Genomic DNA, 21,223 nt, shown 5'->3' with positions numbered 1-21,223 from the left:
TCGGCCTGGGTCCGTTTCCCGAACGCTATTCCAGGAACCGATTGACCTCAGCGGCGAAGGCTTCCGGAAACTGGAACATGAAGGCGTGGCCGGAGTCGGGATAGACGATCAGGGTGGCGTTCGGCAGGGCCTGGGCCAGGGCGAAGGACTGATAGGTCGGGATCATCACATCTTCCACGCCGTTGGCGACCAGGACCGGGATTTTCAGATCCGGCGCCCGATTGAGCAACGATGTCTCGGGCGTGCCGACATCGGACGCGGCCGAAAGCATCGCCCTCCAGGCGTCCGCGCTGACGAGAGAGGCGAAGGCGTCCTGGCGCTGGCGGAGGCGAGCGAGATGGGCGCGGCCGGCGGCCTGGCTCGTCGGCGTGTTACGGAAGAATAGGTAGAGGAAGTCTTCTTCCACATTCACCGGCTTTGTGGCGACAGCGATCGCCTCTGGTCGAACATTGTACCCTTCGACGTATCCGGCGCCGCTGCCGGCGATGATCAATCGACGCACAAGGCTGGGGTGGCGATAGGCAAGCTCCTGGGCCATGAGGCCGCCGAGCGAGAAACCGAAGACATCGACCTTTTTATATCCCAGGGCGGCCACAAAGGCGGCCGTGTTGTCCGCCCAGCCTGCCAGACGCGGGGACGGCGTGCCCGAACTCCGGGCCACGCCGGCGTTGTCGAACAGGATGACGGTTCTGCTGTCCGCCAGACGGTCGACGAAGGCGGGGTCCCACTCGTCCATGACGCCCCGGAACCGGTTCATCATGACCAGGGGCGGTCCGTCGGCGTCGCCAATGACGCGGTATGCGTAACGGACGCCGCCCGTCTCGACGAAACGGGTCTCCACGCAGACGGTTCGGCACGATCCGGAGCGGGTCTGAGCTGCCGCGATGGGAGCGGTCGCCATGAAGAAGGCGCCGGCGGCGAGCACGGCGAGAAACAGGGTGGACAGGCGAGACGACGGGCGGGTCATGGGAAGAGGTCCTTTCGTTCAAACGGCCCAGCAGCCGCAGCCCATCGCGCCCCAGAAGGCGCGGCTGTCGGAAGCGGGGGATGGGGATGAATAGGCGGCGGCATGGTCGTGGCCGTGAACGCCACAAGCTGCTTCACAGCCGCAGGCCGAGGCCACGCGGGCGAAGAAGCCGGTCCGTTCCTGAACCTTCGTCGTGTGATAGCCGCCGAAGGTTCGCATCGGGGCCCAGTCGGGGGCTGCAGGCGGGATGGCTGGAGCCAGGGATGCGTAGTCGCCGGCGCCCCAGACGACCTCGCCGCCCAGCAAGGTCAGATCACTTTCGATGCTGGAAATCTCGCTCTCGGCGACCGAGAAATAGTCGCGGTCGAGTGCGATCAGGTCGGCGAGCTGGCCGACCTCTATCCGGCCCTTCTTGCCCTCTTCGTTGGAGAACCAGGTGTTGGCCTCGGTCCACAAACGCAGCGCCGTTTCCCGATCCTGCCGCTGGCGGGAGGGATAGAGGGCCAGACCGCCGACGGTCTTGCCGGTGACGAGCCAGCTCAGCGAGACCCAAGGATTATATGAGGCGACCCGGGTGGCGTCGGTGCCGGCGCCGACAGGCACGCCCGCCGCCAGCATGCGCGAAACCGGAGGCGTGGTCTCGGCGGCCGTTGCGCCGTAGCGCTCGACGAAATCCTCGCCCTGATAGGCCATGCGGTGCTGGACGGCGATGCCGCCGCCGAGCGCGGCGATCCGGTCGATGTTGCGCTCGCTGATGGTCTCGCAGTGATCGAAGAACCAGTGGATGCCGTCGAAGGGGACGTCGGCGTTGACCTTTTCATAGACGTCCAGCGCCCGGTCGATGGTCTCGTCATAGGTGGCGTGCAACCGCCAGGGCCAGCGCTGTTCGACCAGCAGGCGGATGACGGGTTCGAGGTCCGTCTCCATGTTCGCCGGCATCTCGGGGCGGGGTTCACGGAAATCCTCGAAGTCTGCGGCGGAATAAACCAGCATCTCGCCCGCGCCGTTGTGGCGATAGAGGTCGTCGCCCTGTCCGGGGGTGACCTGTCGGCTCCAGGACTGGAAGTCCGACAGTTCCTCGCGCGGCTTCTGGGTGAACAGGTTGTAGGCGAGACGAACGGTCAGTTGGCCGTCCTCGTGCAGCTTCTCGATGACGGCGTAGTCGTCGGGATAGTTCTGGAAACCGCCGCCCGCGTCGATGACGCTGGTCACGCCCAGCCGGTTCAGCTCGCGCATGAAGTGGCGGGTGGAGTTGAGCTGGATCTCGGGGGGCAGTTTCGGGCCCCGCGCCAACGTCGAATACAGGATCATGGCGTTGGGCTTGGCGACCAGCATCCCGGTGGGTTCGCCGTTCGTGTCGCGCACGATCTGGCCCCCGACGGGATCGGGAGTGTCCTTCGTATAGCCCACGGCGCGCAGGGCGGCGGCGTTCAGCAGGGCGCGGTCGTACAGGTGCAGGATGAAGACCGGGGTGTCGGGCGCCGCCGCATTGATCTCGTCCAGGGTCGGCAGGCGCTTCTCGGCGAACTGGTGGCGTGTGAAGCCGCCGACAACCCGAACCCACTGCGGCGGCGGCGTGCTGCGGGCCTGGCGTTGCAGCATCGCCATGGCGTCCGCCAGGGTTGGAACCCCGTCCCAGCGCAGCTCCATATTGTAGTTCAGCCCGCCTCGGATGACGTGGGTGTGGCTGTCGATCAGACCCGGCACGACGCGACGGCCCTTGAGATCGATAAGGCGGGTGTTCGCTCCGGCCGTAGGGATGATGTCCCGCGCCGAGCCGACCGCAGAGAACCGGCCGCTGGTGACGGCGACGGCGTCCGCGTTCGGGTTGGACCGGTCCATCGTCGTGAACCGTCCGCCGTGAAGGATCAGGTCGGGATTCGAGGTTTGCATGGGATTTCCAGCTCCGCCCAGACCCGCCGCGAGAGCGGAGAGGCCCAGGCCTTCGATGACCGAGCGGCGATCAGTCGCCATTGGAAGACGCCTCGACCACAGGCGGCGCGGCGTGGACCTTCACGGCGGCGATCGCCTGTTCACCCAGCAGGATGCCCAGCAAGCCCAGTAGGGCGACATAGGGCGGCGCTGGCGAGCGCACGTTCAGCAGGCCATAGATGACCCCGATCAGCACGCCGACGGCGAGAGAGATAAGATAGGTCTTCACTGGTCCTCCTCCTGACGGAGCAGCGCGATCGGGTCGCTTGCCGGGAAGCTGTCTTCCAGCGCCTGGTCCAGCAGAGCCTCGAGGGACTGCAACTCGGCCAGCAGTTCGCCTTCCGGATTGGGCGAGAAGATCATCTCAGCCCTCCCGCGCGTGTTCGCCGAGCATCGCCTTGGCGTAGAGAAGGCCGATGCCGTAGGCGCCGGAGTGGTCGATGGCGATACCCGTGGTGGCGTCATAGGTTTCGCCGCGCGCCCAGTCGCGCTGCAGCTCGAGCAGGTATTGCAGCGACGTCAGGGGACGGACGCCGGCCTGGATCATCCGCTGCATCGCCCGGTCGTGCGCCTCATGCGAGACGTCGCCCGAAGCATCGGCGATGACATAGACCTCGAACCCCTGCTCGACGGCGGACAGGGCCGGCCCGGCGATACAGACCGAGGTCCACAGGCCGGCGAGAACGATGCGCCCCTTGTCGATGCGGTTGACCTCGGCGATCACGGCCGCGTCTTCCCAGCAGTTCATTGTGGTGCGGTCGATGATCGGCGCACCGGGAAAGGCTTTCTGGATCTCGGGGAAGACCGGACCGGAAAAGCTTGTAGCCGCGACGCTCGTCAGGATGGTCGGGACGGCGAACGCAGCGGCCGCGCGGGCGATAGTGGCGGTATTGGCCCGCAGCGCGCCGACCTCAATGGAATTCAGGGGGAAGGCCATCTGCGACTGGTGATCGATCAGGATCAGGGCGTGATCGGTCGGGGTCAGTAGAGAGCGCGCGGCTTTGACGGAAGCTTGGGTCACAGGAAGTCTCCTTCTGGGGCTTTGAGGAAATCGGCGTCGGACTGGAGGAATCGATGAGGGGCATCCCAGGCGATGCAGGCCTGGGCGACCTCCTCCCAACCGGGCTCGGCGATCAGGAGGTGGGATCGACCGGGAAAGTCGATGAAGTCGGTCTTCGCCGAGGATCGACGCTGAAGTCGGAACGCGGCGCGCGACAAGTAAGGCGTCACCAGCCGGTCTCGATCGCCGGCGGTGATCAGCAGAGGCTGACGACGACGACGCGGATCTACGCCGGTCCCGCGCCAGAAGGCGGCCTGATGAATAATGCGACCCGAGGTCGGCACGACGTAGCGTCCCCAGGTCTCTGCCTGCAGCGCTGGCGGCGCCGCGTTGGCGTAGCGCTCGGCCCACAGCCTCCGCGACAGGGCGTAGGGCCGACGCCACCCGCGCGGCCGCAGGATCGCCGGCGCCGCCGCCCGGAGCGTCAGACGACCAGGAACCACGCCGGCGATCGGCGCGGGGTTCAGGGCGATCCCCGCGCGGCCGAGACCCTGATCAAGCAGCAGTTGGATGAACAGGCCGCCGAACGAATGGCCGACGAGGAGCGGCGGCCTATCCAGTGTTCGGATATGGGCCGCCATCCGGTCCACGACGGCCTCGATTGACAGCGACCCGAGAGCGAGGGGCGGGTCATTGCGCAACTCGGCGGCGGACAGGCCGTCGATCACAGGCCATTCCGGCGTGTGGACCTCATACCCCGCCTCCAGCCAAGGCTCCGAAAACGGAAGCCATGAGGCGGCGGTCACCCAGAGGCCGTGGACGAAGACGACGGGATCTGCGGTTCGCGTGGCCATGACCGTTCTCCCGTCGCCGACCGTTACGCCCGCGCCCGGCGAGCGTGGGCGACGGCCCAGTCCAGCGCATAGTCGGCGACGGTCTCCCAACCTGCATCCATGCAGGTCCAGTGAGACCGGCCTTCAAAGATCTTCAGGTCGGTGCGGGAGGCGGCGCGCGTCTGTTTGCGATAGATGGCGCGGGTCATGCTCGCATCCGCGATCAAGTCCAGCTCGCCGCCGATCAGCAGCAAGGGCGCGCGGTCGGGATTGTCCCAGCGGATGCCGCCGGAGGCGCCGGTGACCCCGTCCCAGTAGACGCGGCCTGCGGTCGGCACGATGTAGCGGTCGTAGAGTTCCACCACCCGGTCCTTGGGCGCGGTCTGGGCGAAACGCGTCTCGAAGAAGCGCCGCGACATGACCTTGGCCTTCTTCCAGCTGAAGAGATCGCTGAAGACCGGAAGGGCCGACACGATCGCGTGCGGCCCCAGAGGCACGCCGGGCGTCGGCGCGGGGTCGATGGCCACGCCGGCGACGCCGCAGCCGCGATCGAGCAGATGCTGGGTGAAGACGCCGCCCAGCGAGTGGCCGATCAGGATCGGCTCTTCCGGCAGGGCCCGGATGATCCGTTCGAAATGATCGATGATCGCCTTTTGGCCGGTCCGCCCCAGTTGCGGATCAGGGGCATGGCGCAACTCGGCGGGCGAGCGGTCGTCGTGGGGCCAGTCCGGCGCCACAACCTTGAAGCCCTTGGCTTCATAGCGGGCCTTGAACGCTTCCCAGCTGCGGCTGTTCAGCCAGGCGCCGTGGATGAGGACGATGGTCTTGGTCATGGCGGTCAAGCCTCCAAAGGCGCGCGGTCGGCGCGCACGGTGAGCATCAGAAAGCGACGGCCGCCTTCACGCAGCGACCAGGGCCGCAGTTCCACCTGCAGGCCTGCCTCTTCGGCGAGACGGGCGGCTTCGCGCATCAGCAGGACGGCGTCGTCCGTGGGGTCGTCGCATGGGGCGACGAGGAGAAGCGCCGATTGATCGGTGCGCCGGGGGGCTGCGGCGGTCAGGGTCTCGATCAGCATCGGGCCTCTCCTCGTCATGACGAACCGGGGGGGAGCAGTTCGTCTGGGAGGAGGATGGGCGCTCTCGGTGCGGTGGCGCCATTCTACCTGCGGCGCGCCGCCTCAGACTTTGGTATAGGCCGGCTCACCCGGCAGGCGGATCACGAAGACCGCCCCGCCTGCGGAATCGTTCTCGGCGTGAATTCGACCGCCGTGCGCCTCCACGATCGAGCGGCAGATGGGCAGGCCGAGACCCATTCCCTCCGGCTTGGTCGAATAGAAGCTGGTGAACAGGCTGTCGGGTTCGACGCTCAGGCCCAGGCCGTTGTCGGCGACGCGAACCTCGACTTCGTCCCCGCATAAGGCCGCCGTGATCCGAATGAGAGACCCTCGACCCGGAAGGGCGGCCTGGGCCGCGTTGATGATCAGATTCACCAGGACCTGCTGCAGCTGGGTGCGATCGCCGCGTACGCTCAGCGGTTCGGCCGACACCTCGACGCGTGCGTCGCGACCCTGAAGTTCGTCGCGGAGAAACAACAGGGTCTCGTCGATGATCTGGCGGATCACCAGGGTTTCATGCGCCGCGCTCTGCTTGGACGCCATGGCGCGGACCCTCGCGATGACGTCGGCGGCGCGTTGGGCGTCCGCACGGATGTTGGACGTGAGGTCGATCGCCCGTGACACGTCGGGTTCGTCGCGCGAGAGCCATCGCAGACTGGCCGCAGCGTTGGTCGTGATGGCGGCCAGGGGCTGGTTGACCTCGTGTGCGATCGAGGCCGCCAGCTCCCCCAGCATCGAGACCCGGGCGGCATGGGCGAAGTCGTCCCGGAGGCGGCGAAGATCGGCCTGGGCCGTCAGGCGTTCAGAGATGTCGATGACACCGACCAGCAGAGCGCCCTGCGCCAGGCCTTCGTGCGGAAAGGCGGCGGTGAACAGGGCGTCGAATTCCGTGCCGTCCTGCCGTCTGAGGCGGGTTTCGGTCATATAGTGGGTTTGGCGTCCGATCGCGGCCGCGACCGCAGCGGCGTAAACGGGGCTGCTGGCCTCGGGCCAGTAAGGCTCGACCGATGAGGCCAGGTGGTCGCGATGACCGACCCCGAACATGGCCAGCGTCGTGTCGTTGACGTCCACCACCCGGGTCCGCCGCATCATTTCTCGGACAAACTCGGGATGGGTTTTGAAATGGCGCGGAATATCAAGCACACCCTGTTCCCGCAGCTCGCGCAGCAGCCCGCCGACCGGGGAAAAATCCAGCTCCCAGAAGGCGGCCGCCATAGCCTGGAACAGGCTGCTGTAGCGCAGCTCCGAGCGTTTTAACTGGTCCTCGACACTGCGCTGCGCAGTCACGTCGCGGCCGATCTCGAGGGTTTCGCCCGGTCGGCGCGCCCAGGTCGCCTCGACCACGATACGCCGTCCGTCTAGGGTGTGTCGTTCGATCACGGCCTCGGCGCGGTCCGATGGTATCGGCCCCAACAGCGTTTCGACAGGCGCGCCGATCGCCTGTTCGGTGGTCCAGCCGTAGAGGATGGCCGCAGCCGGATTCCAGGCGCGAATGACGCCTTGGTCATCCCAGGCGACGACGCTGTCGCGGACGAGTTCGAACAGATCCGGCGTCACGTGCGCCACCCGGTCGTCACGCGGGCAGGACGCCCTCGATGCAGCGGACCAGATCCGCCTCCTGGAAGGGCTTCTGCAACACGCAGACGGCTCCACTGGCCTTGGCGCGGGCATGCAGGGACAACTCGGTCCGCGCCGTGACCATTATGACAGGCGTCTGGACGCCGAGCCGGTCCAGATGTTGCTTCAACTCGATGCCGCTGAGGCCAGGCATCTGGATGTCGGTGATGATGCAGTCCGCCTGTCGCCCCGAAGGATCGTTCAGAAAGGTCTCGGCGGAAGCGTAGGCCTTTACCCGATAACCGAGCGAATCCAGCAGACCGACGATGGCGGTCCTCAACGAGTCGTCGTCCTCGACGACCGAGACGGAAGAGCTGAGGGGCAAGCGGACGGTCTTTCACTAACGCCGGAAGGGGCCCGTCAACATGGCGGCGTAAGAGACGGTGCGAAATCATACTCTGGTGTTAGTCCTTCGATGCGGCCAGCAAATCGGCCATACGGACCAGGTCGGGCAGTGTGCGCGCACCCATCTTCCGCATCGCGGCGCCGCGGTGAATCTTGACCGTCACCTCGCTGATCTCCAGGTCGCCGGCCACCTGTTTGTTCATCTTGCCGCTGCAGACGAGACTCATCACTTCCCGTTCACGCGGCGACAGGGCGGCGTGGCGGGCGCGTAGGTCCTCGACGCCCTCGTCGGACGCGCGACGTGTGCGATCGCGTTCAAGCGCCGTTGACACGGCGTCGAGCAAGTCCTGATCGCGGAATGGCTTGGTCAGGAAGTCCACCGCTCCGCCCTTCATGCCTTGGACCGACATCGGTATATCGCCGTGCCCTGTCATGAAGATCACCGGCAAGAAGACGCCGAGACCCGCCATCCGGGCGTGGAAGTCCAGCCCGCTGCCGCCGGGCAGGCGCACGTCCAGCAGCACGCAGCCGGGACCGGACCATCGCCGGGCGTCGAGGAATTCCGTCGTCGAGCCGTAGACACTGGCGGACAGGCCGACCGACTCCAGCAGAGCCTTCACGGCCTCGCGCACCGACCGATCGTCATCGACGATATGAATGACCGCATCGGACGACATGGACCCTCCCGCCGGGAAGTTGACATGTCCGTGAAAGTCGATCCACTCATCCTAAAGGATGAGCCTCCCCTCCCATCATGGGCTCAGCCGCGCATGGCGATAGCGGCCGGGACTGACGCCCGTGGCTCGGGTAAAGGCTCTCGTGAAGTTGGCCTGACTGGAGAACCGGCAGGCCTGGGCGATCTGCGCGAGACTGTCTGCTCCGTACGCCAACTTTTGCCGCGCAGCGTCCAGTCGCCGTTCGCTCAGATAGGCGTGAGGGGTAGCGCCGACCGTTTGCTGAAAAACGCGCGCAAAGTGGAAGACGCTTACGCAGGCCACGTCAGCCATGTCCGACAGCGACAGGTCCTGGTCGAGATTGTCGTTGATGAAGGCCAGCACACGGTCGAGGCGACGTCGGTCCAGGGTTCCTCGCCCGCGTGGCGGATCGGCTTGGCGCCCGCCTTCAGCGTGGTCCTGGGCGAGCGCGGCGATCAGATCGAGCGCGAGCGCGTCCATGCGCAGGCCCCCGGCCGACCCCTCACAGCCAAGTTCAAGCCGTATGGCGCGAAGCAGGGCCATGATGCGGGAACTGTCGACTCGCGCCTGATAACGCAGATCCTGCGCCCGGAACCCAAGCCCCGCGACCTCGCCGGACAGAAAGCTGTGTTGGGGAATATAGACGTGCAGCACCCGGGGAATGTCGGCCGAAAGCCGAGTCGCTTCCTCGCGGATTCCCGCCGGGCAGAGCCAGGTCGTACCGGGCGTCGCCTCGACCTCCTGGCGCACGCCGCCCGACGCACGGGTGGAAACGGCGTCGTTTTCGTCGCGTAGAATCTGGGTGATCTCGGCGTTCTGGGGCGTGAAAGCCCCGATCTCCCCTGCGCCGTGGCTGCGGATCTCTGCGGCGATCAGACTCCACGGTCGATCAGCAGAGGTGGCCAAGAGGCTGGCGTCCCTGAACTTGGCGATACCATGGCCGTCCATTCCGCACCCCCAGAACGGCGGTAGATGAACTCCACTCGCCGCGCGGGATCAAGACTTTTGTCGGGCCAAAACAGCAATCGTTGAAAAGACAAGCGGACGCTTTTGGGGCAGATTGCCACTTCTGATCCCTGTCGAATTGCGCTCATGCCTCCGCTGATCCACATCGTCGACGACGACAGCCAGTTGCGCGAGGCTTTGAAGGGTCTTCTGCGGTCGATGGACTATGAGACGATGGAGCACCCCTCTATCGAAACCTTCATGCGTGCCGACAAACCTCGGCGGCCCGGCTGCGTTTTGGTCGATGTCCGGCTGCCGGACGGCAACGGCCTGGACCTGCAGGCCCGCATGGCGAGCTACGGGGTGCATCAGCCTGTAATCATCATGACCGGCTATGGCGACATCGCCATGAGCGTGCGCGCCATGAAGGCAGGCGCCGTGGACTTCCTGACCAAACCCGTTCGCGACCAGGATCTGTTTGATGCGGTGGTCGCCGCGATCGGCCGCGACCAGGAGCGGCTAAGCGATCAGGAGGATGCAACGGACCTGGAGCAGCGATACGCCAGACTGTCTCCGCGCGAACGCCAGGTGATGGAGCTTGTGACGAAGGGCCAGTTGAACAAGCAGGTCGCCGGCGAACTGTCGCTCAGCGAAGCGACGGTCAAGATCCATCGCAAATCCGCCATGCAGAAGATGAAGGCGCGCACCCTGGCGGAGTGGGTCAGGCTGGCGGACCGCCTCGCCCTCAGCCCGCACTGAACTAGGAAATCGCAGGCAGGCTGACGTGGAAGGTGGCGCCGGGCGCGGCCGTTTCATCCAGCCAGATTCGTCCCCCGACGGCCTCGACCGAAGTGCGGCAGATCGCCAGCCCTATCCCCATGCCGTCGCTCCTGTCTGATGCGAAGGGCTCGAACAGCCTGGGCCGGACGGCCGCTTCGACCCCCGGCCCACGGTCCGATACCGAGATCAGCACGACGTCGTCGACAGCCCGTAACACGACCCTGACATCGCGGGGCGCGCGCTGGGACCTCATCGCCTGCACGCCGTTGATCATCAAGTTCACCAGCACCTGCTGCATCTGAATGGAATCCGCCATGACCTTCGGCAGGTCGGTCGCCGCGTCGAGATGCACGGCAGCATCGTGGAGACGCAGTTCGCGATCGATCAGCACCGTCGCGATGCGAGCGGTCTCGGCGATATCGAGCGGCTGAACGTCGGGCGGCGATGCGCTGAGGAAGTCGCGCGTCCGGCCGACAACTTCTTGGGTTCGACTGGCGTCCGCCACCGCGCGTTCGATTGCGCGCTCCGCCTCGAGATAGTTGGGTGCGTCCCGGCGCATCCAGCGCAGCGCGGCCTGGACATTGGCGAGGATTGAGGCCAGCGGGGTGTTGATCTCGTGGGTGATCGAGGCCGTGAGTGCGCCGACGGTCGAGATGCGCGAGGCGCGCGCCGCTTCGGTCTGGGCGGCGACCAGCCGGGCCTGAAGGGCCTTGTACTCCGTCACGTCCAGCGCGGCGACCAGGATGTCCCGGAAGCCGTCAAGCGAGGTCGGCAGGGCCGCGGTGAACAGGCAGTCCAGGTGGCTGCCATCCGGGCGGACGATGTGGGTCTCCGACCGATAGAACGCGTCGCCGCGGCCGAAGGCGATCAGCCACTGATCGAAGGTCTGATCGCTGTCCGGCAGTATGCGATCTAGCGTTCCGACGAGATCCGCCTTTGACCGGGCGCCCATGGTCTGGACGGTGAAGGCGTTGACGTCTTTGACAATGACGCGGCGGCGAAGGGCCCGCGCCTCATCGGGACGGGCGGCGAAATGGGCCTCGATGTCATGCACGCCCTCGCGCTTCAGCTTCAGGATGGCTTCGCCGACCGCCGACCAGTCCTCGCGCCATAGAGAGAGGCCCGGCCGTTCGAACAAGGCCTCGCGCCAGGCCGCCTCGACTTCCTCTCTTCGGCGACGGCGAAGCGAGAACGCCAACGCCAGTCCCACCGCGGCGCCCGTCGCCAGCCAGAGGATCGTAAGCGCCAGGGAGTTCGCTACGACCGCGCCGATACAGGCCAGCGCCAGCGCGATCGCCATGGCCAGGTCGGCGGCGTTGGGACTGAAGCTGCGCCGCTCCCGCTGAGCGAGGGTCCAGGCGGGCGCAACGTCGCCCAGCATCGGATCGACGCCCTCCGGGGTCGGCCAGAGGGTGAAGACCTGTTTCTCGATGCCGGACACGCCGGCCGGTTCTTCATTGTCCATTGTCGAGCCCCGGACGACCGCCCGCGTCGCCTGCCATACATCAGAGTACGCCCCGAGGGTGGCGTCCATAATACGAAAGGCCAAGCCGGATGGCTGAATGGCCGAATGGGCAGCGGCTCCGCGATGGGTGATCGTGGATCGATCCCGACTGATGGAGACCGTCAATGACCGTTGCTGATCCCGCCGCCCCCTCAGGCCTCTCCCGCCGGGGCGTCCTTGCCGCCGCAGGCGCGCTGGGCCTTTCGGTCTCCCTGCCGGTTTCGTCCCTCGCTCAGGGGCAATCCGCCCCGCCCCCTGCTGGAGAAGACATCATGCCCTTCATCACCACCTCAGACGGTACGCAGATCTTCTACAAGGACTGGGGTCCCAAGGACGCCCAGCCGATCGTGTTCCACCACGGCTGGCCGCTCAGCGCCGACGACTGGGACAATCAGATGATGTTCTTCCTGGCTCAGGGGTATCGCGTGATCGCCCACGACCGCCGGGGCCATGGGCGCTCCACCCAGACCTGGACAGGCAATGAGATGGACACCTACTCCGCCGACGTTGCGGCGCTCGCCACTGCTCTAAATCTGCGCGACGCCGTCCACATCGGCCACTCTACCGGCGGCGGAGAAGTCGCCCGTTACGTTGGACGCTATGGCGGCGATGGGCGCGTGGCCAAGGCGGTGCTGATCGGCGCGGTGCCGCCCCTGATGCTCAAGACTGCGAACAATCCGGGCGGCCTGCCGATCGAGGTGTTCGACGGCTTCCGCGCCGCCCTGGTCGCCAATCGCGCGCAGTTCTATCGCGATGTGCCCTCGGGTCCGTTCTACGGCTTCAACCGGGCTCCGGCGACCCTGCAGGAAGGCGTCGTCGCCAACTGGTGGAGGCAGGGCATGATGGGCGGCGCCAAGGCCCACTACGACTGCATCAAGGCCTTCTCCGAAACCGACTTCACCGACGACCTCAAGGCCATCACGGTGCCGACGCTGGTGATGCATGGCACGGACGATCAGATCGTCCCGATCGGCGCGTCCGCTCGTCTGTCGGCGCCGCTTCTGCGCAATGCCCAGACCAAGATCTATGAGGGCTTGGGCCACGGACTGTGCACCATCAACCCGGACGTCGTGAACCCGGACCTTCTGGCCTTCATCCGCAGCTAGATGCCGGCCGACGGTGGGTCTTCGTAATCCGATGGCCGCTTATCGCGCATTCAACAAATCCAATGGCGACCCCGGCAGGACTCCAACCTGCGACCTCGGCTTTAGGAAAGCCTTGCTCTATGCGGCTGAGCTACGGGGCCACGACGGGTGAACTAGCGGTTCGTGGCGCGGGGGGGAAGATGGGGCGGCGGACGATTTGCGGTCCGCGGCCTCGAGCCCTGGGGAACGGTGGCGACGATTGTGTGGGAAGGCGAGCGGAGACGCTATATATAGCCGTGAACAAATCACGAATCGGACGGTATCGCCGATTCGGTCCTGATTCGTTTCACCCCTGTTCCGCTTGCCCGGGTCCGTCGTTAACGGCCTGGATTTTATGCTCGGCAACGGCGCGAAGGCCCGCCAGCATCTGGTCGATTTCGTCGCCGCCCCGGCAGTCGTTGGCGAGGATCAGGGTCAGGGCGCGGGCGTGAACCTCGACCTGGGGCCAGGACCATGCCTTGGCCGCCACCATCCTGTGGGCCGCGTCGCACAGGATGTAGGCCGCCGAATAGAAGGGCGGGATTTCCAGAAATCCCGCCATGTCCACCAGGGCCGAGGCGATCGCATAGACCTCGTCCGTCGTTTCCGGGGCGCGCCGGGCGCACAGGTCGTTCAGGGCGTCGACCTTGTCCTGAAGGATCAGCAGGGTCCGGTCGCGCTGGGCTTCCAGGCCCTGTTCGGCGCGCGAGACGGCCTCGGCCACGGCGATCCCGCCCGGGCGCGCCATCTGCCGTTGAAGCGATGTGGCGACGTTGCGGATATGCGGGGATCTCATGCGGGGATACTCACAGACTGACCTTCATCGGCTTCATCATCATGTCGATCGTGTCCTGGTCCATATTGGCCTCGACCGCCGCGCCCAGTTCGGCCGAAAGGTCGGTGTCGCGCCGGCCCTCTTCGCCTGGCGGCGGGCCGTAGCTGCGGACCCGGCGATCCGGACCGACATAGTGTTCGGCGTCCACGAAGTCGCGCGACTGTCCCCCCAGCCAGGCGATCCGTTTCAACAGCACCGCCGGCGTCAGGGGCTTGGCCACGATATAGCTGGCCCCGCAATCGCGCCCCCGCGCCACGCGCGCGCGCGCGGCGTGACCCAGAATCATGATGACGGGAGTGTAGCGAACCGGCTCGGCCGCTTCGCGCCGAAGCCAGCGGACGAAGTCGTAGCCGTCCATCTCGGGCATGGCGCAGTCGACCAGGATCAGATCCACGGACCGGCGCTGCACCAGTTCGACCGCCTCCTTGGCCGAATGGCATTTCAGTTGTTCGCGAACCCCGAACCCCTGGACGATCGAACTGAGCAGGTCGAGCGAATTGGGTTGGTCATCGACGAGCAGGATCGTCGTATGCGCCAGATTGATCTTGTCCGGCGCCTTGGACACGGCGTCAGAACAGCATCAGCTCGCCCGAGTCCGACGCCTCGGTCGTCTGCACGCCCGCGGCGGGGCGCAGCCGCACCGCCATGTCGGCCAGGGATATGCGGCTGACGGATTCAGCGGGCGTCGCGCCGTCGCCCAGCATCCGCAGCACGCCGGACAGGGCCTCGAGCCTCTGGGTCAGGGCGTCCAGGGCCTGAGCCTCGGTCAGGGCCTCGGCGCGGTCTTCGGCCGGGGCGCGGCGCACCAGACGGCTGACCAGGGCCTCGACATGGTCGATCCCCTCGCGCACGCGCATCAGTTCGTCGGCGACGGCGACCAGTAGATGGGCGTGTTCGGGGGGGGCGTGCATCAGAACAGCTCCAGGGCGCCTGTGTCGGCGGGCGGACGCACGACGGGAACGGGTTTGGGCGCCACGGTGTCGGTCACGGCGCGCTGCATGGCCTTGCCGGTCACGGGCCAGTAGTGCAGCCGCCGTCCGCCGTCGCCGCGCAGGCTTCCGCCCACCACCGGTATGCCTTCGTCGCGCAGGAATTTCTCGGCGAAGTCCGCATTGGAACGACCCACGTCGCGCAGACTGTCGAACATGCGGCCGCCGCCGAACAGCTTGGCTTCCAGGCGATCGCGACGTCCCCCGGCCTTCAGCACGTCGTTGATCAGCAACTCCATGGCGTAGGCGCCGTAGCGCCGTCCGGCGTCCGTTCCCGCCCCCGAACCTTCCGGCAGAAGGAAATGGTTCATGCCGCCGACGCCGCTGACCGGATCGCGCAGGCACATGGCGACGCAGGAGCCCAGGATGGTGCTCAGGACCACGTCCGGATCGGTCGTGACATGATGCTCGCCCTGCCCGACATGCAGCCGCTTTTCCTTGCTGTCCTTGAGGGCCGAGAAGGTCATGTCAGGGGACCGAAGACGGCTTCCAGCTTGCCCTTCAACTGGGCGACCGTGAAGGGTTTGACCAGATAGTTGTTGACCCCGAACTGCACGGCCCGTTGCACCAGCTCGCGGTCGGCGCGGCCGGTCAGCATGATGAAGGCGGTCTTGGACGTCGGCGGGTGTGCGCGCACGGCGCGCAGCAGGCCCAGCCCGTCCAGATTGGGCATGTTGTAGTCCGAGATGATCAGGTGCGCCGGCTTGGAGATGACGTCCCGCAGGGCGATCTCCCCGTCGGCGGCTTCGCGGATTTCGCGTACGCCCAGCTGTTGCAAGCTGGTGCGGACCAGCGAGCGCATGGTCATCTGATCGTCGACGACCAGGCAGTGGAGAGAAGCGGCGGCGGGCATGGGGGCGCTCCCGGGGTCAGGCGATGGACCGCGCGCCGGAGTGGGCGCACAGCTCAAGAATTGCGGGGGACAGGCGATGGAGCGGCAACTGCCGTTCCACGGCGCCCAGTTCGAATGCGGCGCGAGGCATGCCGTAGACGACCGAGGTCGCCTCGTCCTGCCCCAGGGTGCGGGCGCCGGCGTCGCGCATGGCCATCAGGCCCTTGGCGCCGTCGCGGCCCATGCCCGTCAGGATCACGCCCGTCATCGGCCGGCCCAGACGGGCCACGGACTCGAACAGGACATCGACGGACGGGCGATGACCATTGACCGGCTCGCTCGCCACCAGGCGACAGCGCGGCGTCATGCCGGACGTCACCTCGAGGTGCGCCGCCCCTCCGGGCGCCAGATAGATGTGGCCTTGTTGCAGCGGCGCGCCGTCGACGGCCTCCGCCACCTTCGGGGCGCAGACCCGGTCCAGGCGGGCGGCGAAGCTGGAGGTGAAGGTCGCCGGCATATGCTGGGTGATGACGGTCGCCGGGCAGTCGGCCGGAAACCCGCTCAATACGGTCAGCAGGGCTTCCACCCCGCCCGTCGAGGACCCGATGGCCAGGACATGGTTGGCGGCCGGGCGATAGGCGGTGGGCGCCGTGGCGGAGGCGGGCATGTCGGCGCGCGCGCGGACCCGCGACCGGGCCGCGGTCTTCACCTTGCCGATCAATTCCTGGAAGGCGTCCGCGCTGGCGACGGCGGGTTTGGCCACCGCGTCCACCGCACCGATCTCGAGCGCGGCCAGGGTCACGTCCGTGCCCGCGGCGGTCAGGGTCGAGACCATGACCACCGGCATGGGCCGCAGCCGCATGATCTTTTCCAGGAACTCCAGCCCGTTCATATTGGGCATCTCGACGTCCAGGGTCAGGACGTCGGGGTTCAGTTCCTTGATCGCCGCGCGCGCCTCGATGGGATCGGCGGCGGTGCCGACGACCTCGATCTCGGGATCCGACTTCAGAGCCGCCGAGATCAGGCCGCGCATGGTCAGGCTGTCGTCGACCACCAAGACTTTGATCTTGCTCATGGCTCAAACACCTCCCAGGCGGTAGGTCGTCAGACCGGCCGTCTGCAGTTGGCTGGCGGCCGGACCGGCCACACGCTCGGAGTGGCCGATATAGAGGGTGGCGCCGGGGTTCATCAGCGGGATGAAACGGCTCCAGACCCGCTCCTGCGTCGGGTCGTCGAAATAGATCACGACGTTGCGACAGAAGATGACGTCGAACTTGCCTCTCATCGGCCAGTCGCCGATCAGGTTCAACTCCTTGAACGACACCAGCCGCTTCAGCTGCGGGCCTGCGGTCCAGTTTCCACGGTCCGCCCGGGTGAAATATTTCCGCCACAACGTCGCGGGCGCCGGCTCCAGCGCCTCTTCGGAATAGGTCCCGTCGTGGCCCTGGGCGACCATGTTCGGGTCGATGTCGGTGGCCAGGATGCGCACGTCCAGGTCCGCCGCCTCGGGCAGGACCGACAGCAGCGTCAGGGCCATCGAATAGGGTTCCTGACCGTTGGAACAGGCGGCCGACCACAGGCGGACCCGGCCGCCGGCGCGGGCGCGCTCGACCAGCTTGGGCAGGACCCGGTCGCGCAGGTCGTCGAAATGGTGAGGCTCGCGATAGAAGCGGGTGACATTGGTGGTCAGGGCCGCCGTCATCTTCTGGCGCTCGTCTACGCCGTCCACGCCCTCGACCAGGGCGCAATAGTCGCGGAAGCTCGACAGCCCCAGCGTCCGCAGCCGTTTGGCCAGGCGCGAATAGACCAGCGCGGCCTTGCCCTCGTTCAGGGCGATGCCGGCGTGGGCATGCAGCATTTCTGCGATTTGACGGAAATCCTCCGCGGTGAAGACGAACTCGCCTTCGACGATGGATCCCCGTCCAGTAGCGGGATTCATGCGGCTTCCGCCTCGACCTGGGGCAGGATGTGATCCAGTTCGATCAGGCTGATCATGCGACCGTCGATCGAGAAGATGCCCTTGACGAAGGTCTTGACCTGGTCGCTGGCCACGTCCGGCGTCGGCTGTACCGAGGCGTCGTTCATTTCCAGGATGTCCGAAACCGCGTCGACCAGAAGCCCCACCATCCGGCCGCCGATATGGGCGACCATGATGACGTGGCGGGCCGTCGGCTCGGAGGTCTCCAGTCCGAAACGGGCGCCCAGGTCGATGATGGGCAGGACGGTGCCGCGCAGGTTGATGACCCCCTTCATATAGGTGGGCGAGCGGGGCAGCGGGGTCGCCGGGGTCCAGCCGCGGATCTCACGCACCGACATGATGTCGACGCAGAATTCCTGGCGGCCGATGCGGAAGGCGATGAGTTCGCGCTGGGAGTCGTTGGCTTCGGTCATGGATCAGCTCGCGAGCTTGAAATCGGGGCGGGGGGATTTGCGGCGCATGTCGGTGACGAGAACATCGACATCGAGGATCAGGGCCACGCGGCCGTCGCCCAGAATAGTGGCGGCGGCGACGCCCTCGACCTGCTGATAGTTGGTCTCGAGGCTCTTGATCACGACCTGGCGCTGGCCCTGGATGGCGTCGAACAGAAGGGCCGCCTGCTGGCCGCCCTCGGTCTCGACCACCACGGCGACGCCTTCGGAGGGGACCACCGGGGTCGCGCGGAAGCCCATGGTCATGGCCACGTCGATCAGCGGCAGGAAACGGTCGCGGAAGCGGATCACCGGATCGATCCCGCCCACATAGTGCAGATCGCTTTCCTGCGGCGTCAGGCTCTCGACGATGGCCGGCAGGGGCGCGATCAGGATCTGGTCGGCGGCGGACACGACCATCCCGTCCAGCACGGCCAGGGTCAGCGGCAGGCTGAGGGTGAAGGTCGAACCCTTGCCGGGGATCGAGCTGATCGAGATACGACCGCCTAAGGCCTGGATCGAACGTCTGACGACGTCCATGCCCACGCCCCGGCCCGAGATGTCGGACACCACGGAGGCGGTGGAGAAGCCCGGCAGGAAGATCAGATTGTCGATCTGTTCGTCGGTCAGGGCGGCGTCCGGCGCGATCAGCCCCTTGTCGATGGCGATCTTCTTGACGCGTTCGCGATTGATGCCCTTCCCGTCGTCGGCGATCTCGATGACGATCCGGCCCGAACGGTGCAGGGCGGCCAGACGCACCGTGCCCTCGGCCGACTTGCCGGCGGCCACGCGCTCTTCCGGCGTTTCCAGCCCGTGGTCGATGGCGTTGCGCAGCATGTGGGTGATGGGCTCGGCCAGGCGTTCGACCACGGTCTTGTCGACCTCGGTGTCCTCGCCGGCCGTGACCAGGCGAACCTGTTTGGAGACCATGTCGGCGACTTCGCGGACCAGACGCGGCATGCGCTGGAACACCGACTTCACCGGCTGGGCGCGGATGGCCATGACGCTGTCCTGGATCTCGCGCGTCAGAAGCTCGAGGTCTTCCAGGCCCAGAGCGATGCCGGACGAGCGGGCGAGGCCGCTTTCCAGCACGCGCTGCGACAGCATGGCCTGCTGGATGACCAGTTCGCCGACCACGTTGATCAGACGGTCGACACGATCCAGATCGACGCGGATCGTGACGGGCGCGGGGGCGACCGGCGCGGCTTGGGCGGGCGGCGTCTGCGGGGCGGCGGCGGCCGGAGCGGAAACGGCAGGCGCAGCGACCGCCGCCGGAGCGATGGGCGCGGCGACAGGAGCAGGTTCGGCGGGCGCGGCGGCGACCGGCGACGGCGCGGGTTCGGCGGGCGCGCCGGCGGCCTTGGCCAGCAGGGCCGCGATATCCAGTTCGTCGCTGGCGGGCAGAACCGCCGCGGGTTCATCCTCGAACGCCGGGGCCGTTTCAGGCGCGCCGCCCAGGGGGGTGATGGTCAGATCGCAATCGGCCTCGACGAAGTCGAACACTTCGCGAACAGCCTTCTCGTCGACGTCGGCGGCGAGATCGAGGGTCCAGGTCAGATAGCCGTCTTCTGCGACCAGCAGATCCAGGTTCGGCACCGTGGACTCGTCCAGCGAAACCGTGACCGGTCCCAGCCGGCCCACTTCGCGCAGCAGCAGGCCCGTTTCATTGGCGCTGCCGTACATGCGGCCATGGGGTTTGAACACGACGCGCCAGCCGGAGGGAGCCTCGGACGCCGGCTCCGGTTCGCCCAGAGGCGCCAGAGGCCCATCCAGAGGCCCGTCCAGAGGCGAGTCGAACGCCATTGGGGTGAAGCCGAAGTCGTCTTCGTCTTCCTCGACCACGGGCGGCGCCTCGCCGCCGTGGGTCAGCAGTTCCAGCTCGTGCACCAGGCCGGCCGAACGATCTTCATCGACGGGGGGCGCAAGGCCCTGGGCCGCCTGGATATGATCCGCCAGCACGTCGGAAGCGCGCAACAGGGTCTTGATCGTCACCGGGTCGCAGGGTTTGCGCCCGGCCCGTAGTTCGTCCATCAGCGTCTCGAAGACGTGGGCGAAGCGAACCAGAGCCTCCAGGCCGAACGCCCCCGCCCCGCCCTTCACCGAGTGAACGGCGCGGAAGACGGCGTTGATGGTCTCAAGGTCGGTCTGACCCTGTTCCAGCAGCATCAGCTTCGATTCCAGTTCCGCGAGCAGTTCGTCGCATTCCTGGAAGAAGGTGGCTTTGATGGCTTCGAAGGCGTCCATGGCTTGAGGCCTGACCGATCTCTAAAGGTTAGGCCGCCACGCGGCGAACGGCGTCGACCAGTTTGACGGGGTCGAACGGCTTGACGATCCAGCCGGTGGCGCCGGCGGCCCGCGCGCGGGCCTTCTTCTCGGCGTCGCTTTCGGTCGTCAGCACCAGCACCGGGGTGGCGCGGTGGTTCGGATCGGCGCGCATGCCTTCGATGAAGCCGAAGCCGTCCATCCGGGGCATGTTGATGTCGGTGATGACCACGTCCGCGCCCTTGGCGGCCAGGGTCTCGAGGCCGTCAACGCCGTCGACGGCCTGGATCACGGTGTACCCCGCGTCCTCCAGCGCCATCAGCAGCATGTCGCGCATGGTGCGGGAATCGTCGACCGTCAGGACTGTCTTTTTCACGCGAGCGTTCCTTCAATGAGGTCTTGAGCGTTGATTTCGGACGCGCCGAAGGCGGTCCATTGTTCGGAAAAGCCTTGAGACCGGGGTTCGATCGTCAGGTCGACGCCGTCGGCGGCCCAGGTCTTGTGGGCCGACAACAGCACTTGCAGGCACAGACCGCCCAGACGTTCGACGTTGGAGGCGTCAAGCGTGATCGACTGACCGCGTCGGGCCAGTAGTTCGGCCTTCAACGGCTCTGCCGCGTTCATGTCCAATACTGGCGCGAGCACGATGGCGTCGGTCACGAAAAGCCCTCTCCTTCTGTCTCAAGCTCAAGCTTTGCATGGCCTTGGTAAATATGGCTTGAAGAGCCCATCCTCAGAACTCTTCCCAACCTTCAGCGTCCGCCTCGACCTTGGGCGCCGCGCCGCCGCGACCCACGGTCTTCAGCGCCTGGATCATGCGGTTGACCGGCCTGGCCGGCGCCGGCTGGGCGGCGGGGCGAGCCGAACGGGGTCGCGGGGCCGCATCCTGCGCGCCCGCGCCGACCTTGAACTGGGCCACGGAGGCCTGCAGGGCCTCGGCCTCCTGGGCCAGCGAATGGCTGGCGGCGGTCGACTGCTCGACCATCGCGGCGTTCTGCTGGGTGACCTGGTCCATCTGGTTGACGGCGGTGTTGACCTCG

At 66.7% G+C, this 21,223-nt stretch carries 26 protein-coding genes, 1 tRNA gene and 1 pseudogene; 2 read left to right on the top strand and 26 right to left on the bottom strand.

Features of this window, described 5'->3' with window-relative positions:
- Positions 1-25: 25 nt before the first annotated feature.
- The 12 genes from H2037_RS15360 to H2037_RS15305 form a co-directional block, all read right to left on the bottom strand.
- Positions 26-967, bottom strand: a complete 942-nt coding sequence (locus tag H2037_RS15360; protein WP_292123725.1) for an alpha/beta hydrolase — start codon at positions 965-967, stop codon at positions 26-28.
- Between the two features lie 18 nt (positions 968-985).
- Positions 986-2,941 (bottom strand): amidohydrolase, encoded by a 1,956-nt coding sequence (locus H2037_RS15355; RefSeq protein ID WP_292123723.1) that lies wholly within the window; start codon positions 2,939-2,941, stop codon positions 986-988.
- Complete coding sequence (locus H2037_RS15350) at positions 2,931-3,128, bottom strand: DUF1427 family protein (RefSeq protein WP_292123722.1); 198 nt, start codon at positions 3,126-3,128, stop codon at positions 2,931-2,933. The genes H2037_RS15355 and H2037_RS15350 overlap by 11 nt, the downstream gene beginning before the upstream one ends.
- Positions 3,125-3,262 carry a hypothetical protein gene (locus tag H2037_RS15345; RefSeq protein WP_292123721.1) on the bottom strand — a complete coding sequence of 46 codons (138 nt, stop codon included), beginning with the start codon at positions 3,260-3,262 and terminating at the stop codon, positions 3,125-3,127. Before H2037_RS15345 ends, H2037_RS15350 begins: the two co-directional genes overlap by 4 nt.
- Position 3,263: 1 nt before the next feature.
- Positions 3,264-3,920: an isochorismatase family protein gene (locus H2037_RS15340; protein ID WP_292123719.1), complete on the bottom strand. Its 657-nt coding sequence runs from the start codon at positions 3,918-3,920 to the stop codon at positions 3,264-3,266.
- Positions 3,917-4,753: an alpha/beta hydrolase gene (locus H2037_RS15335; protein WP_292123718.1), complete on the bottom strand. Its 837-nt coding sequence runs from the start codon at positions 4,751-4,753 to the stop codon at positions 3,917-3,919. The genes H2037_RS15340 and H2037_RS15335 overlap by 4 nt, the downstream gene beginning before the upstream one ends.
- A 23-nt stretch (positions 4,754-4,776) precedes the next feature.
- Positions 4,777-5,565 carry an alpha/beta hydrolase gene (locus H2037_RS15330; RefSeq protein WP_292123716.1) on the bottom strand — a complete coding sequence of 263 codons (789 nt, stop codon included), beginning with the start codon at positions 5,563-5,565 and terminating at the stop codon, positions 4,777-4,779.
- 5 nt (positions 5,566-5,570) lie between these two features.
- A complete protein-coding gene (locus tag H2037_RS15325) occupies positions 5,571-5,807 on the bottom strand; it encodes a hypothetical protein (protein ID WP_292123715.1) in 237 nt (78 codons plus the stop codon).
- A gap of 102 nt (positions 5,808-5,909) precedes the next feature.
- Positions 5,910-7,403, bottom strand: coding sequence for a PAS domain-containing sensor histidine kinase (locus H2037_RS15320; protein ID WP_292123714.1), 1,494 nt, complete (start codon positions 7,401-7,403; stop codon positions 5,910-5,912).
- A 16-nt stretch (positions 7,404-7,419) separates the two neighbouring features.
- Positions 7,420-7,788 (bottom strand): response regulator, encoded by a 369-nt coding sequence (locus H2037_RS15315; RefSeq protein ID WP_292123713.1) that lies wholly within the window; start codon positions 7,786-7,788, stop codon positions 7,420-7,422.
- A gap of 79 nt (positions 7,789-7,867) precedes the next feature.
- Positions 7,868-8,485: a response regulator transcription factor gene (locus H2037_RS15310; RefSeq protein WP_292123711.1), complete on the bottom strand. Its 618-nt coding sequence runs from the start codon at positions 8,483-8,485 to the stop codon at positions 7,868-7,870.
- A gap of 75 nt (positions 8,486-8,560) precedes the next feature.
- A complete protein-coding gene (locus H2037_RS15305; RefSeq protein WP_292123710.1) occupies positions 8,561-9,451 on the bottom strand; it encodes an AraC family transcriptional regulator in 891 nt (296 codons plus the stop codon).
- A 144-nt stretch (positions 9,452-9,595) separates the two neighbouring features.
- Between H2037_RS15305 and H2037_RS15300 the strand changes: the two genes are divergently transcribed.
- The gene (locus H2037_RS15300) at positions 9,596-10,207 is read left to right on the top strand and encodes a response regulator (RefSeq protein WP_292123708.1); all 612 of its coding nucleotides are present in this window, start codon (positions 9,596-9,598) and stop codon (positions 10,205-10,207) included.
- A gap of 1 nt (position 10,208) precedes the next feature.
- Here the strand turns inward: H2037_RS15300 and H2037_RS15295 are convergent, their stop codons facing one another.
- Positions 10,209-11,693 (bottom strand): ATP-binding protein, encoded by a 1,485-nt coding sequence (locus tag H2037_RS15295; protein WP_292123706.1) that lies wholly within the window; start codon positions 11,691-11,693, stop codon positions 10,209-10,211.
- Positions 11,694-12,004: 311 nt separating this feature from the next.
- Here H2037_RS15295 and H2037_RS15290 point away from each other — a divergent pair, with 311 nt between their 5' ends.
- Positions 12,005-12,838 (top strand): alpha/beta hydrolase, encoded by an 834-nt coding sequence (locus H2037_RS15290; protein WP_292123744.1) that lies wholly within the window; start codon positions 12,005-12,007, stop codon positions 12,836-12,838.
- Positions 12,839-12,901: 63 nt separating this feature from the next.
- Here H2037_RS15290 and H2037_RS15285 read toward each other — a convergent pair.
- The 13 genes and pseudogenes from H2037_RS15285 to H2037_RS15225 form a co-directional block, all read right to left on the bottom strand.
- Positions 12,902-12,978: transfer RNA gene (locus H2037_RS15285), tRNA-Arg, on the bottom strand.
- Positions 12,979-13,163: 185 nt separating this feature from the next.
- A complete protein-coding gene (locus tag H2037_RS15280) occupies positions 13,164-13,652 on the bottom strand; it encodes a hypothetical protein (protein WP_292123705.1) in 489 nt (162 codons plus the stop codon).
- 10 nt (positions 13,653-13,662) lie between these two features.
- A complete protein-coding gene (locus tag H2037_RS15275) occupies positions 13,663-14,256 on the bottom strand; it encodes a response regulator (protein WP_292123703.1) in 594 nt (197 codons plus the stop codon).
- 4 nt (positions 14,257-14,260) lie between these two features.
- Positions 14,261-14,602 (bottom strand): hypothetical protein, encoded by a 342-nt coding sequence (locus H2037_RS15270; RefSeq protein WP_292123701.1) that lies wholly within the window; start codon positions 14,600-14,602, stop codon positions 14,261-14,263.
- Positions 14,602-15,147, bottom strand: coding sequence for a chemotaxis protein CheD (locus H2037_RS15265; RefSeq protein ID WP_292123699.1), 546 nt, complete (start codon positions 15,145-15,147; stop codon positions 14,602-14,604). The genes H2037_RS15270 and H2037_RS15265 overlap by 1 nt, the downstream gene beginning before the upstream one ends.
- On the bottom strand, positions 15,144-15,533 hold the full coding sequence (locus tag H2037_RS15260; protein ID WP_292123697.1) for a response regulator: 390 nt from the start codon (positions 15,531-15,533) through the stop codon (positions 15,144-15,146). Before H2037_RS15260 ends, H2037_RS15265 begins: the two co-directional genes overlap by 4 nt.
- 16 nt (positions 15,534-15,549) lie before the next feature.
- Positions 15,550-16,587: a chemotaxis response regulator protein-glutamate methylesterase gene (locus H2037_RS15255; RefSeq protein ID WP_292123695.1), complete on the bottom strand. Its 1,038-nt coding sequence runs from the start codon at positions 16,585-16,587 to the stop codon at positions 15,550-15,552.
- A gap of 3 nt (positions 16,588-16,590) precedes the next feature.
- On the bottom strand, positions 16,591-17,451 hold the full coding sequence (locus H2037_RS15250; protein WP_292123693.1) for a protein-glutamate O-methyltransferase: 861 nt from the start codon (positions 17,449-17,451) through the stop codon (positions 16,591-16,593).
- Positions 17,448-17,903 (bottom strand): chemotaxis protein CheW, encoded by a 456-nt coding sequence (locus H2037_RS15245; RefSeq protein WP_292123691.1) that lies wholly within the window; start codon positions 17,901-17,903, stop codon positions 17,448-17,450. The genes H2037_RS15250 and H2037_RS15245 overlap by 4 nt, the downstream gene beginning before the upstream one ends.
- A gap of 3 nt (positions 17,904-17,906) precedes the next feature.
- Entirely contained in the window at positions 17,907-20,165 is a 2,259-nt protein-coding gene (locus H2037_RS15240) for a chemotaxis protein CheA (RefSeq protein ID WP_292123689.1), read from the bottom strand.
- Between the two features lie 28 nt (positions 20,166-20,193).
- Positions 20,194-20,559 carry a response regulator gene (locus H2037_RS15235; protein WP_292123687.1) on the bottom strand — a complete coding sequence of 122 codons (366 nt, stop codon included), beginning with the start codon at positions 20,557-20,559 and terminating at the stop codon, positions 20,194-20,196.
- On the bottom strand, positions 20,556-20,843 hold the full coding sequence (locus H2037_RS15230; protein ID WP_292123685.1) for an STAS domain-containing protein: 288 nt from the start codon (positions 20,841-20,843) through the stop codon (positions 20,556-20,558). The genes H2037_RS15235 and H2037_RS15230 overlap by 4 nt, the downstream gene beginning before the upstream one ends.
- 73 nt (positions 20,844-20,916) lie before the next feature.
- Positions 20,917-21,223: pseudogene (locus tag H2037_RS15225) on the bottom strand (chemotaxis protein); the annotation flags it as partial.

The sequence above is a fragment of the Brevundimonas sp. genome (assembly GCF_013912065.1).
In the GTDB taxonomy this organism is placed as follows: Bacteria; Pseudomonadota; Alphaproteobacteria; order Caulobacterales; family Caulobacteraceae; genus Brevundimonas.
Note: the sequence above shows the minus strand (reverse complement) of the source record. Positions and strands in the feature narration are given on the sequence as shown.

Excerpts from the sequence above, each read along its gene's own strand:
- H2037_RS15360 (WP_292123725.1), bottom strand. The coding sequence starts at position 967 with ATGACCCGCCCGTCGTCTCGCCTGTCCACCCTGTTTCTCGCCGTGCTC.
- H2037_RS15355 (WP_292123723.1), bottom strand. The coding sequence starts at position 2,941 with ATGGCGACTGATCGCCGCTCGGTCATCGAAGGCCTGGGCCTCTCCGCT.
- H2037_RS15345 (WP_292123721.1), bottom strand. The coding sequence starts at position 3,262 with ATGATCTTCTCGCCCAATCCGGAAGGCGAACTGCTGGCCGAGTTGCAG.
- H2037_RS15335 (WP_292123718.1), bottom strand. The coding sequence starts at position 4,753 with ATGGCCACGCGAACCGCAGATCCCGTCGTCTTCGTCCACGGCCTCTGG.
- H2037_RS15330 (WP_292123716.1), bottom strand. The coding sequence starts at position 5,565 with ATGACCAAGACCATCGTCCTCATCCACGGCGCCTGGCTGAACAGCCGC.
- H2037_RS15325 (WP_292123715.1), bottom strand. The coding sequence starts at position 5,807 with ATGCTGATCGAGACCCTGACCGCCGCAGCCCCCCGGCGCACCGATCAA.
- H2037_RS15310 (WP_292123711.1), bottom strand. The coding sequence starts at position 8,485 with ATGTCGTCCGATGCGGTCATTCATATCGTCGATGACGATCGGTCGGTG.
- H2037_RS15305 (WP_292123710.1), bottom strand. The coding sequence starts at position 9,451 with ATGGACGGCCATGGTATCGCCAAGTTCAGGGACGCCAGCCTCTTGGCC.
- H2037_RS15300 (WP_292123708.1), top strand. The coding sequence starts at position 9,596 with ATGCCTCCGCTGATCCACATCGTCGACGACGACAGCCAGTTGCGCGAG.
- H2037_RS15295 (WP_292123706.1), bottom strand. The coding sequence starts at position 11,693 with ATGGACAATGAAGAACCGGCCGGCGTGTCCGGCATCGAGAAACAGGTC.
- H2037_RS15290 (WP_292123744.1), top strand. The coding sequence starts at position 12,005 with ATGCCCTTCATCACCACCTCAGACGGTACGCAGATCTTCTACAAGGAC.
- H2037_RS15280 (WP_292123705.1), bottom strand. The coding sequence starts at position 13,652 with ATGAGATCCCCGCATATCCGCAACGTCGCCACATCGCTTCAACGGCAG.
- H2037_RS15270 (WP_292123701.1), bottom strand. The coding sequence starts at position 14,602 with ATGCACGCCCCCCCCGAACACGCCCATCTACTGGTCGCCGTCGCCGAC.
- H2037_RS15265 (WP_292123699.1), bottom strand. The coding sequence starts at position 15,147 with ATGACCTTCTCGGCCCTCAAGGACAGCAAGGAAAAGCGGCTGCATGTC.
- H2037_RS15260 (WP_292123697.1), bottom strand. The coding sequence starts at position 15,533 with ATGCCCGCCGCCGCTTCTCTCCACTGCCTGGTCGTCGACGATCAGATG.
- H2037_RS15255 (WP_292123695.1), bottom strand. The coding sequence starts at position 16,587 with ATGAGCAAGATCAAAGTCTTGGTGGTCGACGACAGCCTGACCATGCGC.
- H2037_RS15250 (WP_292123693.1), bottom strand. The coding sequence starts at position 17,451 with ATGAATCCCGCTACTGGACGGGGATCCATCGTCGAAGGCGAGTTCGTC.
- H2037_RS15245 (WP_292123691.1), bottom strand. The coding sequence starts at position 17,903 with ATGACCGAAGCCAACGACTCCCAGCGCGAACTCATCGCCTTCCGCATC.
- H2037_RS15240 (WP_292123689.1), bottom strand. The coding sequence starts at position 20,165 with ATGGACGCCTTCGAAGCCATCAAAGCCACCTTCTTCCAGGAATGCGAC.